11 protein-coding genes and 1 tRNA gene are annotated in these 12,695 nt (G+C 65.5%); all 12 read right to left on the bottom strand.

What is annotated here, in order from left to right; genetic code table 11:
• Nucleotides 1–78: 78 nt before the first annotated feature.
• The 12 genes from B5F90_RS08005 to coaD all read right to left on the bottom strand — a co-directional run bounded on the left by B5F90_RS08005 (nt 79) and on the right by coaD (nt 12,597).
• Nucleotides 79–732, bottom strand: a complete 654-nt coding sequence (locus tag B5F90_RS08005; protein WP_087362282.1) for an HAD family hydrolase — start codon at nt 730–732, stop codon at nt 79–81.
• Nucleotides 733–1,189: 457 nt separating this feature from the next.
• Nucleotides 1,190–2,485, bottom strand: coding sequence for an acetyl-CoA hydrolase/transferase C-terminal domain-containing protein (locus B5F90_RS08000; protein WP_087362281.1), 1,296 nt, complete (start codon nt 2,483–2,485; stop codon nt 1,190–1,192).
• 102 nt (nt 2,486–2,587) lie between these two features.
• On the bottom strand, nt 2,588–3,898 hold the full coding sequence (locus tag B5F90_RS07995) for a pyridoxal phosphate-dependent aminotransferase (RefSeq protein ID WP_087362280.1): 1,311 nt from the start codon (nt 3,896–3,898) through the stop codon (nt 2,588–2,590).
• A complete protein-coding gene (locus B5F90_RS07990) occupies nt 3,895–4,482 on the bottom strand; it encodes an indolepyruvate oxidoreductase subunit beta (protein WP_087362279.1) in 588 nt (195 codons plus the stop codon). Before B5F90_RS07990 ends, B5F90_RS07995 begins: the two co-directional genes overlap by 4 nt.
• Before the next feature lie 76 nt (nt 4,483–4,558).
• Nucleotides 4,559–6,151 (bottom strand): thiamine pyrophosphate-dependent enzyme, encoded by a 1,593-nt coding sequence (locus B5F90_RS07985; RefSeq protein ID WP_087362278.1) that lies wholly within the window; start codon nt 6,149–6,151, stop codon nt 4,559–4,561.
• 337 nt (nt 6,152–6,488) lie between these two features.
• A tRNA-Arg gene (locus B5F90_RS07980) sits at nt 6,489–6,562 on the bottom strand.
• 520 nt (nt 6,563–7,082) lie between these two features.
• The gene (locus B5F90_RS07975) at nt 7,083–8,132 is read right to left on the bottom strand and encodes a TlpA disulfide reductase family protein (RefSeq protein WP_087362277.1); all 1,050 of its coding nucleotides are present in this window, start codon (nt 8,130–8,132) and stop codon (nt 7,083–7,085) included.
• Nucleotides 8,133–8,163: 31 nt separating this feature from the next.
• Entirely contained in the window at nt 8,164–8,754 is a 591-nt protein-coding gene (gene ruvC, locus B5F90_RS07970) for a crossover junction endodeoxyribonuclease RuvC (protein ID WP_087362316.1), read from the bottom strand.
• A 29-nt stretch (nt 8,755–8,783) separates the two neighbouring features.
• Nucleotides 8,784–9,869 (bottom strand): TlpA disulfide reductase family protein, encoded by a 1,086-nt coding sequence (locus tag B5F90_RS07965; protein WP_087362276.1) that lies wholly within the window; start codon nt 9,867–9,869, stop codon nt 8,784–8,786.
• 50 nt (nt 9,870–9,919) lie between these two features.
• Entirely contained in the window at nt 9,920–10,951 is a 1,032-nt protein-coding gene (locus B5F90_RS07960; protein ID WP_087362275.1) for a thioredoxin-like domain-containing protein, read from the bottom strand.
• 2 nt (nt 10,952–10,953) lie between these two features.
• Nucleotides 10,954–11,997: a UDP-3-O-(3-hydroxymyristoyl)glucosamine N-acyltransferase gene (gene lpxD / locus B5F90_RS07955; protein WP_087362274.1), complete on the bottom strand. Its 1,044-nt coding sequence runs from the start codon at nt 11,995–11,997 to the stop codon at nt 10,954–10,956.
• Between the two features lie 129 nt (nt 11,998–12,126).
• Nucleotides 12,127–12,597 (bottom strand): pantetheine-phosphate adenylyltransferase, encoded by a 471-nt coding sequence (gene coaD, locus B5F90_RS07950; protein WP_087362273.1) that lies wholly within the window; start codon nt 12,595–12,597, stop codon nt 12,127–12,129.
• Between the last annotated feature and the right edge of the window lie 98 nt (nt 12,598–12,695).

Below are 12,695 nucleotides of genomic sequence, written 5' to 3'. Positions count from 1 at the left end.
GCGCCTCAAAACTGCGAGGGGGCCCTCCGACATCATCGGACGGCCCCCTCGGTTTTGTCCCGGAGTCTGCTCCACAGGTCAGTGACCGGTCAGCAGCCGGCTGAGCTCCCCGACGTCGGCGACGATATGACCGGCTCCTGCCGCCTCGAGCTCCTCGCGCGAGCCGTAGCCGTAGAGCACCCCAATCGATTCGATGCCCACCGAGGCGGCCCCCTCGATGTCGAAGCGGCGGTCGCCCACCATCACCGCCCGGGCGGGGTCCTGAACCCCCAGCCCCTCGACGGCCAGACGCAGCACCTCGCTCTTGGTCGTGCGCGAGCCGTCGAGCGTGCTCCCCTCGATGAGGTCGAAGTAGCGGTCGATGGCGAAGTGCTCCGCAATCTGTCGGGCGAAGGGCGAAGGCTTCGAAGTGGCCATCGCGATGCGGGCGCCCCCTTCGTGCAGCTCCTCCAGCAGCTCCGTGATGCCGGCGTAGAGCTCGTTCTCGAAGATGCCCTTCGGGGCGAAGTATTCGCGCGTGAGGGCGATGGCCTCTTCGGCCCGGGCGTCGTCCATGCCGTAGAACTCGCGGAAGGAGTCCTTGAGCGGTGGCCCGATGAAGGGGCAGAGTGTGCTCAGGTCGGTCACTTCGATGCCGAAGTGGCGCAGGGCGTACTGTACCGAGCGGGTGATGCCCAGCATGGGGTCGGTCAGCGTGCCGTCGAGGTCGAAGAAGATGTATTTCCAGCGCATGGCTCCCTTGTTTGTTCTCTGTTGTGCGGTGCAAAGATAGGAATCCGGCTCCGATTTTCGAAACCGGCTGAGTTTTTCCGGCAGACGGGCTTTCCTCCATCCCTTTTCCCGGCAGTCGGTCTTCCCTCCGTCCCTTTCCCGTCCGGCTACTTTTCTACTGCCTCTTTTTCAGCCTACGTGGTGGTCTTCCCGCCGTCCCTTTTCCGTCCGGCGGGCTTCCTCCGCAGGCCGGTCGGCGGCGCTTCCTCCGGCAACGGACCTTGCCGGAGGGGGTCGGCGGAGGGGTGGCCTCAGCGATTCAGCCTTCCCTCTCCTTCTTCTCGTGCAGCCCTCCGGAAAAAGAGTGGGGGAGCATCGGCCCGTATGGGGCGATGCTCCCTCCCTTCGTGGTTTGCGCGGGCGCGGAGCCTCCTGCCGTTCAACCCGTCCGTGCACACCGGACGCTCCGCAGTCCCGCTCAGTGCTTCAGCCGCAGGAACGAGTAGCCGTAACGCTCGGCCGCCGCCCGCTCCAGCTCCTCGCGCACCGAGGGGTGGGCGATGTCGATGAGCGCACGGGCGCGCTCGGCAAGGTTGCGGCCGCGCAGCTGCGCCACGCCGTACTCGGTGACGATGTTCTGCACCATGTGGCGCGTGGTGACCACACCGGCGCCCGGCGTGAGCAGCGCCTTGATTTTCGAGGCCCCCTTGGGGGTGGTCGACGGAATGGCGATGAAGGTCTTGCCCCCTTCGGAGAGTGCGCCGCCGTACATGAAGTCGTGCTGCCCGCCGACGCCCGAGATGATGCGCGTGCCGACCGAATCGGCGCACACCTGGCCGGTGAGGTCCACCTCGACGGCCGAGTTGATGGCCATCACCTTGGGGTTCTGACGGATGCGGAAGGGGTCGTTGGTCCAGGCCACATCCTTCATCACCAGCTCCTTGCAGTAGTCCATGTAGTCGTACAGACGCCGCGAACCCAGCGCCAGCGACGCCACGCTGATGCCCGGCATGACGCTCTTCTGCGAGTTGTCGATGACGCCGCTTTCGATGAGCGGCAGCACGCCGTCGGTCATCGCCTCGGTGTGCAGTCCGAGGTGCTTGTGCCCCTTGAGCGCCGCCAGCACGGCGTTGGGGATGCCTCCCACGCCAATTTGGAGCGTCGCTCCGTCGGGAATCATCTCGGCGATGTAGTTGCCGATGCGCCGCTCGGCATCGCTCGGCACGGCCGTCGGCACCTCGACCAGCGGGTCGTCGACCTCGACGGCGGCGGCCAGCTTCGAGATGTGAATCACGGCGTCGCCGTAGGAGAAGGGCATCGCCTTGTTGATTTGGCCGATGAGCGTGTGGGCGCACTCGGCGGCCGAGACGGCCAGGTCGGCCGAGACTCCGAACGAGCAGTAGCCCTCCTCGTTGGGCTGCGAGAGGTTGAGCAGCGCCACGTCGACCGGCAGCGTTCCGTCGCGGAACATGGCGGGAATCTCGCCCAGGAAGGCGGGGATGCTCTGTCCGTAGCCCTCGGCGAGCCAGCGGCGGATGTTGTTGGCCACGAAGAGGCTGTTGACCAGGAAGCTCTCCCGGTTCTCGGGCTTGCAGTAGGGGGCGTCGAAGGCACCCACGGCGAAGGCCGAGTAGACCTTCACGTCGGTGAGCTCCCCGGCGCGGTCGGCCATGGCGCGGACCAGCGTTTCGGGAATCGAGGTGCTCCCCTGGATGTAGACGCTGCTGTGGGATTGGATGAGGCGCACCGCCTCGGCGGCTGTCGTGTATTTCATGCGGATGGTTTTCTCTTGCTGTGTGTGTTACGGGTGTAGAAGTTGACGGCGGAGGCGGGGGCCCGAGGGGGATGGGGCCGTTCCGCCTCCGCGCGGTCGTTTTTATCGGTGGTCGCGCTCGAAGAGGGCCAGACGCCGGTCGAGCTCCTCGAACTGGTCGGGTCGGTTCATCTGCGAGATGCAGACACGGATGCCCGGCTGCTGGCTGCCCGTCGAGGTGAGCGAGATGGCGCAGACACCGTAGAGCAGCAGTTCGCTCAGCAGCTCGGCGCTCGACATCGAGCCGTAGCCGATGGTGTAGAAGAATCCGTCGCTCACCGGTTCGCCCAGGTCGTGGTCGTAGACGATGCGGAAGCCGTGGCGCGTGAAGGCCTCTTTGGTCAGGTGGGCGCGGCGGGCGTACTCCGAGGTCTCCTCGACGAAGTTGAGCCGGCCGTCGGCCGCCGCGCGGAACATGGCCGCCAGGGCGTGCTGCGCCGAGTGGCTCGTACCGGACGAGGCGGCGTAGAGGAACGTCAGCACGTAGGCGTCACCCAGCCGTGTGATGCCGTAGCGGCGGCGCAGCTCGGGGTATTCGCGGTGGAAGAGGCCGTCCGAGATGGCCGCGATGGCGATGCGCTGGCCGGCGTAGCTGAAGATTTTCGAAGCCGAGAGCATCAGGATGTAGTTCTTCGTATAGCGGGCCACCGTCGCCTGGAAGGGCGCCTGGAAGGGGTGTCCCAGCGGCTTGCGGAAGTCCATGCAGAGGTAGGCCAAATCCTCGATGACCACGGCGTCGTACTTCGTAGCCAGCTCTCCCACCGTGCGCAGCTCCTCCTCCGTGAGGCAAATCCACGCCGGGTTGTTGGGGTTCGAGTAGACGATGGCGGCGATGTTGCCCTCGCGCAGGAAGCTCTCGAGCTTGGGCCCCAGCTTCTCGGCACGGTAGTCGTAGATGTCGAACGAGACGCTCGGAATGCCCAGAATGCGCGTCTGACTGCGCTGCACGGGGAATCCGGGGTCGATGAAGAGAATCGTGTTCCGCTTGGGGTCGAGCTGCGAGCAGAGCTGGAAGAGGGTGAAGCTCCCCTGCATCGAACCGACGGTGGGGATGCAGCCGCGGGGGCTCACCTCGATGTCCAGGAAGGCGCGGATGAAGCGCGAAGCCTCCTCCTTGAGCGGCTCGATGCCGTACATGTTGGGATACTGTGACGCCACGCCGCGGTGCAGCGCCTCGCATTCGGCCTCGACGCCCACCTTCTCGGGCGGCAGCCCCGGTACGCCCATCTCGAGGTGGATGAACTCCGTTCCGGTGGCCTGCTCCATCAGGCGTGCGATGTCGCCCGACTGGCGGATGGTCGCCTGGGCGATGTCGGCGATGTCCATGCGCTCCAGCGCGGAGTCGAGCACGGAGTGTTCAAAGGGGATGTTCATCGCCGGGCCGTTTTGAGTGCGTGTTCGTATCCGGCGCGGAAGGCGGCGAGGTTCGTCTCGACCACCGCGTCGCCCTTGCGTGCGAAGATGTCGCGGATGCCCTGCTCGAGCTTCTCGGCCTCCAGACCGAGGAACGGTGCGGCGGCGCCCAGCAGCACGATGTTGGCCGCACGGGGCGAAGCCGCCTGGCGGGCCAGTGCGTCGACGTCGAGTGCCACGACGTGGGGCAGACGCTTCAGTTCACCCTCCAGCGCCTCGTTCTCGGGGTAGTTCGGGATGTTGACGAAGGGGGTGGTGTTGGTGATGACCCAGCCGTCGGCCGAGAGCCAGGGCAGGTAGCGTAGCGCCTCCATCGGCTCGAGCGAGATGATGATGTCGGCCCCTCCCTGCGGAATGAGGTCCGAGGCGATGGGCTCGGAGCTGATGCGCAGATTCGACTGCACGTCGCCGCCGCGCTGGCTCATGCCGTGAACTTCGGCCTGCTTGATGCGGAGCCCTTCGTTGAGGGCCGCCTTGCCGATGATAGCGGCGATGGAGAGGATGCCCTGTCCGCCGACGCCCGAAAGTATGATGTCTTTTTTCATGGGATGCTCTTCGTTTTGTTCCGGGGAGCCGCACCGGATGGAGTTGCCGTCCGGTGCGCGCCTCTCCGGATGCGGTTTATTTCTTGGCGTTGTGACGTTTGGCCGTCTGGATGCACTCGCGGCGCGGGATGATGACCGACACGCCGGGGTAGGCAATCTCCTCGCGGATGATGCGTTTCATCTCCTCGCGGTTGCGCGGCAGGGGCACCACCACGCGGATGTGCTCGGGCTCGACGCCGATGCCGGCGCAAATCTGCTCGAGGCGTCCCGTGCCGGCCGAATCCTGACCGCCCGTCATGCCGGTGGTGAGGTTGTCGGAGATGATGATGGTGATGGGGCTCTTCTCGTTCACGGCGTCGAGCAGACCCGTCATGCCCGAGTGGGTGAAGGTCGAGTCGCCGATGACGGCGATGGAGGGGTGCTGTCCGGCGTCGGCGGCACCCTTGGCCATCGTAATCGAGGCGCCCATGTCGACGCAGGTGTCGATGGCGTGGAACGGGGCGAGCCAGCCGAGCGTGTAGCAGCCGATGTCGCTGAAGACCTTGGCATGGTCGAACTCCTCGACCACCTCCTTGAGTGCCGTGTACATGTCGCGGTGGCCGCAGCCCTGGCAGAGGGCGGGCGGACGCGGAACGACAATCTCACTGGCGGCGTGGGCCTCCAGCGGGGGCAGTCCGAGCGCCGCGCGCACGCAGTCGGGCGTCAGCTCGCCCGTGCGGGGCAGTTCGCCCGTCATGCGGCCGCGGATGGGCAGCGGTGCGGGCAGGATGCCGCGCAGCGACTCCTCGACCAGCGGCTGACCCTCCTCGATGACCAGCAGCGAGCGGCACTTCTCGGCCATGCGGCGGATTTGCTCCGCGGGCACGGGGTATTGCGAAATCTTGAGCACCGGATAGGGGCATCCGTCGGGATAGTTCTCCATCAGGTAGTTGTAGCCGATGCCGCAGGCAATGATGCCCATCGAGGTGTCACTCCCCTCGGTGCAGGGGTTGAAGCGGCTCTCGACGGCTTCGCGCTCACAGGCCGCATACTCCTCGAGGAGCTTCTTGTAGCGGTTGCGCGAGTTGCCCGGCATGAGCACCCACTGCCGCGTCTGGGCGGGGTAGTGCAGTTCGTTCTGGGCCTTGGGCTCCCTCACCTCGACCACGGCGCGCGAGTGGGCCATGCGGGTGGTCAGGCGCATCAGTACGGGAATGCCGTGGCGCTCCGAGAATTCGAAGGCCTCCTGCACCATCTCGTAGGCCTCCTGCTGCGACGAGGGCTCGAAGACGGGGATGAACGAGAACTTGCCGTAGAAGCGCGAGTCCTGCTCGTTCTGCGAGGAGTGCATCGAGGGGTCGTCTGCCGCCACGACCACCAGGCCGCCGTTGGCGCCCGTCATGCCGGAGTTGACGAAGGCGTCGGCCGCCACGTTCATGCCCACGTGCTTCATGCAGACCAGCGCCCGCTTGCCGGCGAACGACATGCCGAGGGCCTCCTCCATGGCGGTCTTTTCGTTGGTCGACCAGAGGCAGTGGACGCCCCGCTCCTTGGCGAGGGCGCTGCCCTGGATGTATTCGGTGATTTCGGTCGAGGGGGTACCCGGGTAGGCGTAGACGCCCGACAGACCCGCGTGGAGGGCTCCCAGCGCGAGAGCTTCGTCTCCGAGTAGTAGTTCGCGATGTGTCATAGGTTGAGTTTTTAGCCAGATGCTACAAAATTAGCAATTTTTTGCAAAATGGCAACGTCCGATGACAAATTATTAAAAATAGACCCCGAATTGTTTAAAAATAGCAGGAGCTCCGGCCTTATTCGTTAAAGGCGCCCGACGGATGCGACGGGGCGTGCGGCTCTTCATGGGCGGTTTCCCGCCGCGGCGCCGCTCTTGCTTCTCGTTGCGCCGCATTCGCTCCGTGCCGTTGCCCGGCTCGATGGGATACAATAAATAAAAAAAAGGTCACCACGAAACCGTGGTGACCACCCCCTGAATACAAGAAGGGAAACTTTTCATGAGCTCCCCTTCCTTGTGACGCCGACAGGACTCAAACCTGTAACCTTCTGATCCGTAGTCAGATGCTCTATTCAATTAAGCTACGGCGCCTTTCCTTTATTGCGAGTGCAAAGATAAGGCGGATTTTTATTCTGTGCAAATATTTGGTGAAAAAATATTGAAATTTTTGAATAAACCTTTTTCCCGGGCGTTTGTCCCGGCGAGGTGCTTCCGGCGCAATGTATTGATTTACAATATTCAGCTGCTGGTTTCCGGTTGCAGCGGGCCGGTTCCCGGTTTTTTGCCCTGCAGGCGGGTCGTTTGGCCTTTTCGCGGTTTTTTGCGTGGCCGGCCGTCTCGAAGCAGCCTCGAAACCGCCTCGAACTTGCCCCGATGCCTCTTCGGGCTCCCTTTTGCTGCGCCATATCGCCGCCTTGTGTGACCCGCCCTTCGACGCCCTGGCCGCAAGGGGGCCCGCCGGCTCTGCGGAGCGGCCCGCGCTCTGTGGAGCGGCTCCGGCGCTTCGCCCGTTCCGCGAACTGCCTGTCCGGTTGCTGTCGGCGCTATAATAATAAAAGGAAGGCGGCACCCGTGTGGGGCCGCCTCCCGAAGCGATGTGCCGACGCGGGCGCTATCGGATGACCTCGGCCAGCTTCTCGGCCAGCGCCTCGCCCCGCAGGTCGCGGGCGACGATTGTCCCCTCGGGCGAGAGGAGGAAGTTGGTCGGTATCGTGCGGATGCCGTACTGCTCGGCCGCCGGGCTGCTCTTGTCACCCTCGACGGCAATCACATTGGTCCAGGGCATGTCGTGCGTCGAGACGTAGTGCTTCCAGCGTGCCTGGTCGTTGTCGAGCGAGACGCCGTAGATTTCGAATCCGCGGTCGTGGTAGGCGGCGTAGGCCTCCGACAGATGGGGAATCTCCGCAATGCAGGGCGGGCACCACGTGGCCCAGAAGTCGATGAGCACCCACTTGCCCGGACCCACGAGGCTCGACAGCGAGCTCTGCTCGCCGGCCGTGTTGCGGAGCGTGAGCTCCATGTAGGGCTTGCCGATTTCGGTATTCTCGGCCGCCTCGATGCCGCGGAGCGCCTCCTGCATCATGGGGTGCGCCTGCATCGCCTCCGAGAAGCGGGCCATGCGCTCGCGCCCCTCGGCCGTCGTCAGCTTCGGCAGTTCGGCGTTGGTGAAGAGGTAGACGCCCAGCAGGTTGTCGAGGTTGGCATCGACGCTCTGGCTGACCAGCCGGTCGAGCCGCTGCTGCAGCGCGGCCGTCTGCACCGAGTCGGGCTGGGGCCCCAGGGCGAAGAACTCCTGCTGGAGGGCGGCCATCTGCTCGTTGAAGCTGTTGAAGCGGTCGTTCGAGGGGGTTCCCTCGGCGCGGTAGCCGGCCTGCGAGCGGGTGACGGTGATGTCGCCCGGCTCGACGAAGAGCATGAGCATCGGCGCGCGGAACTTGTTGGTCAGCATCGCTATGGCGGGCTCGGCCGCGCGATGGCGGATGGTGAAGCTGCTGTCCTGCTCCACGAGGGCGTAGCCCAGCTCCGTGCGGTCGCGGTCGGCCGCCACGAGGAAGAGCGAATCCCCCGGCGTGAGCTCCAGCTTGCCCGTGAGCGTGCAGGTGGAGCTTCCGCAGCTGCTCAGCAGCACGGCGGCCAGGAGTGCAAAAAGGGTCTGTTTCATCGTGATATCGTTTTTTTGTGTTCTTGGTTCTCTACTTTACCTTGCGCTCGGGATGTTCGCGCAGAAACTGCTCCCAGCTCTCGGAGCCCCGCCGCGAGGCGGCCTTCTTGCCGCCGCCGAGCCCCTTGACCCGCTCGTCACCCATGGCTGCCAGCAGCGGACTGGCCGAGGCGAAGTAGTGGCACAGGGCGACGGCCATGCCGTCGGTGGCGTCGAGCCGGCTGGGGATGGTGTCGAGCCGGAGCGTGCGCTGCACGATGGCTGCGACCTGCTCCTTGGTGGCCGAGCCGAGCCCCGTGATGCTCTGCTTGATGCGCGAGGGGGCATACTCGAAGACCTGCAGCCCGCGGCTCAGCGCGGCGGCCATCGCCACCCCCTGGGCCCGTCCCAGCTTGAGCATCGACTGCACGTTCTCGCCGAAGAAGGGCGACTCGAGCGCCACCTCGCGCGGGGCGTACTCGTCGGCCAGCGCCCCCACGCGCTCGAAGATGTAGCGCAGCTTGACGTAGGGGTCCTCCATCCGGTGCAGGTCGATGGCGCCCAGCACCACCGAACGCAGCTGCCGCCCCTCGACCTCGAGGATGCCGTAGCCCGTGTAGTTGGTTCCCGGGTCGATGCCCATGATGCGGTATTTCCCGACCGGCGGCATCGTCATTCGCCCTTTGCCTCGGCCGGGGCTTCGGAGGCGGCTGCTGCCGGCCCGTCGAACAGCTCGGCCAGCTTCTCGGCCAGCGCCTCGCCGCGCAGGTTGGTGGCAAGGATGGTGCCCTTCTTGTCGAGCAGGAAGTTCGAGGGGATGCCCTGCACGGCGTAGTCGCGTGCGGCGGGGTTGTCGAAGCCGTTGAGGTCGCTCACGTGTACCCAGTTCATCCCGTTGTCGCGGATGGCGTCGAGCCACTTCTGCTCGTTGTTGTCGAACGAGACGCCGTAGATTTCGAATCCGCGGTCGTGGTAGGCGGCATAGGCCTGCTTCAGATAGGGCACCTCACCCATGCAGGGACCGCACCACGAGGCCCAGAAGTCGACCAGTACGTAGCTGACCTCGGGACGCTCGAGCACCGACGAGAGCGAGACGATTTCGCGCTCGGGGTTGCACTGGATGATGTTGATGTAGGGCTGTCCGGGGTCGGTCTTCGACTTCTTGAGCGCCAGCTCGTGCAGCTTGACGAGCATCTCGGCCTGCTGCAGCGGCTGGGGGAAGGCGGCGATTTTCTCGAGCAGCTCGGCCCCCGTCAGGTCGTACTGCATGTCGTTGAGCAGCACCGCGCCGAAGAGGTTGTCGCCGTTGGCGGCGAAGCACTCGCGGTTCAGGGCGTCGTACTCCTGCTCGATGGCTGCGCGGCGCTCTTCGGCCGTGGCGGGGTTGCGGTACTCGTCGAGCAGCGCGCGCTGGCGGCCCGTGTAGGTGGCGTAGCCGTCGTTGGCCGGGGTGCCCGTGAAGAAGGGCGCCTCGGGCGTGCCGCCCAGGCGGATGTCACCCGGCTCGATGAAGAGCGGTGCGAGGAAGGTGGCCTGCGCCAGGTCGCGGTTGTCGGTCAGATAGAGCGCCTGGGGCGTCGTGGCCTTGCCCTCGAAGCGGAAGGCCCCCTCCTTGACGGCCGTCGAGTCGACCACCGTCTCGCCGTTGCTCAAGTAGAGGTAGCCCTCGGCCCCCTCGATGTTGCCCTGGATGGTGTATTTGTCCGTGGAGCAGGCGCATGCAAGCAGTGCGGCTGCGAAGATGAGTGTTTTTTTCATGGCGTTTTTCGTGTTGTTTTTTCTTGGTTCGTGTTTGGGCGGAGCCGGGGTCAGTGCTGCCCCATGAGCTCCTCGAGCCGCCGCCCGAGCCGCTCGCCGCGCAGGTTCCTGTCGACGATTGTGCCGCTCTGCGTATCGATGAGCAGGTTCGACGGGATGCTCCGGATGGCGTAGTCGTGCGCCGCCGAGTTGTCGAAGTGTTTCAGTTCGCTCACCTGGAGCCACCGCAGGTCATGCTGCCGGATGGCCCCGAGCCAGGCGTCGCGGTCGCGGTCGAACGAGACGGCGTAGATTTCGAGCCCCAGCGGGCGGTAGCGCTCGTAGGCCTGCTTCAGATAGGGGACCTCCTTCATGCAGGGGCCGCACCACGAGGCCCAGAACTCGACCAGCACGTAGCGGTTCGAGGGCTTTTGGACCGTTTCCCGCAAGCTGAGCGGCGTGCCGTCGGGCGCCGGCTGCACGATTTCGGTGTAGGGCTCGCCCGGCTCGCTCTTCAGCGCCTGGAGCGCCCGCTGCTTCAGCTCGGCGAGCAGCCGGTGCTGCTGCATCCGGGCGGGGAAGCGGTCGATGCAGGCGAGCACTTCGCGCGGCGAGAGCTCCTCGGCGATGTTGTAGCTCAGGAGCGTAGCCCCCAGCAGGTTGTCGCGGTTGGCCTCCATGCAGCGCCGTTCGAGGGCCCGGTAGGCCGAATCCTGCCGTTCGAAGGCGAGGTGCGAGATGAGCGTGACGCTGTCGCGCAGACGACCGAGCGCCTCGTTGGCCGGTGTCCCCGCGGGGCGGATGCCCATCGGTTCCGAGGCCCGGCCGCTCAGCTCAATCGAGCCCGGCTCGAGGAAGAGCCGCGTGGCGAACCGTCCGTCGGCGGAGCGGAGCAGCGCCGGGGCCGCCTCGCTCAGCCGCCCCTCGAAGCGGAAGCGCCCCTTCGGGTCGACGCGGGCCGAATCGACCTCCGACGTGCAGAGGTTCGTCAGCAGGAGCACCCCTTCGGCCCCCTCCACCGAGCCGCTGAGCCGGTAGCGCTCCCCGTCGGCGCAGCCGCAGAGTGCCGCGGCCGCCAGCAGCAAGCAGAGCATGCGTTGCATGGCTACTCCTCCTTTCGGGTGAGCGCGGCGAGCTCCTTTTCGAGCGTGCGGACCCGGCTGTCGAGCTCGGGCAGACGCTTGAAGATGTTGGCCGCACGGTGGTACTGCATGCCCGGAAGGGCCGGGTAGCCGAAGCGGATTTCGTTGTCGGGCACGTTCTTGTCCAGACCGCTCTTCGAACCCACCTTGACGTTGTTGCCGATGGTGACGTGGTCGGCGATGCCCACCTGCCCGGCCAGGAAGCAGTTGCTGCCCACCTTCGAGGTGCCGGCGATGCCGGTCTGGGCCGACGATACGGTGTTCTCGCCGATTTGGACGTTGTGGCCGATTTGAATCAGGTTGTCGAGCTTCACGCCGCGGCGGATGATGGTCGAGTCGGTCTTGGCGCGGTCGATGCAGGTGTTGGCACCAATCTCGACGTTGTCCTCGATGATGACGTTGCCCAGCTGCGGAATCTTGTCGAAGCCCCCCTCGGCGTTGGGCATGAAGCCGAAGCCGTCGGCGCCGATGACGGCACCGGCGTGGAGGATGCAGTTGCGTCCCACGACGCACCCCTCGTAGATTTTGACGCCCGGGTAGAGAATCGTCCCCTCGCCGATGCGGACGCCGTCGCCCAGGTAGACCTGGGGGTAAATCTGGCAGCCGGCGCCGATTTCCACGCCGCGCTCGACGACCGTGAAGTCGCCGATGTAGCACTTCTCGCCCACGCGTGCGCTCTCGGCGATGGAGGCCAGGCGGCTGATGCCCTCCTTGCGGGGCTTGGCGGCGTTGTACATCTCGAGCAGCTTCAGCACACAGGCTCCGGCGTCGTCGACGCGGATGAGCGTGGCGGCGACGGGCTGCGAGGGGGTGAACGAGCGGTTCACCAGCACGATGCTGGCCTGGGTCGTGTAGAGGAAGGGCTCGTATTTGGGGTTGGTCAGGTAGGCGAGCGAACCGGCCTTGCCCTCCTCAATCGATGAGACGGTGTGCACGGTGGCCTGCTTGTCGCCCACGATGTCGCCTCCGAGGAAGCCGGCAATCATTTCGGCGGTAAATTCCATCATAGTCTATTTCGGTTTATTGGTTTTGCTGTTTTGTGCTTTGTGCGGTTTGCGGCGCCTCCTGTGCGCCGGGTGCGCCTCCGGGGCCGGTGTTGCGGGGCGCGGCCGGTTGCCCGGGCCGCACCGCGGTGCTCAGAGGTAGTCGGCGATGTCGATTCCTTCGGGGAGGAACTCCTCGACCGAGCGGCCGAACGAGAGCACCTCGCGCACGGTCGACGAGGCGATGTCGGCCACGGGGGCCGGCGTGAAGAGCATCACGGTCGTCAGCGCGGGGTAGATGCGGTGGTTGGTCGCCTCCATCGTCCGCTCGTACTCGAAGTCGGTCGTGTTGCGGACGCCGCGGATGATGGCGCAGGCGCCCACCTGTTCGGCAAATTCGCCCGTCAGTCCGGTGTAGATGCGTGCCTCGACGCGGTCGTTGCCGCGGTAGATGTCGTCGATGAGGCGCTTGCGGTTCTCGACCTTGAGCAGCCCCTGCTTGGCCGTGTTGTTCCCGATGCCGATGACGATGCGGTCGAAGAGGTTGAGGGCCGTCTCGACCAGCGCCGCATGGCCGCGGGTGAAGGGGTCGAAGGACCCCGGGAAAATCGCTGTCCGTTCCATATTCCGCAAATATACACAACAATATGGAAAGCGCAATGCCCGCCGGCCCTTTTTCCGCGAAGTTCGCGCTTCGGGAGCAAAGGGGGGCGGGCTGCGTG

Origin of the sequence: Alistipes sp. An31A, assembly GCF_002159425.1 — a bacterium.
GTDB lineage: Bacteria > Bacteroidota > Bacteroidia > Bacteroidales > Rikenellaceae > Alistipes > Alistipes excrementigallinarum.
This window is presented reverse-complemented; position numbering and strand designations above follow the sequence as displayed.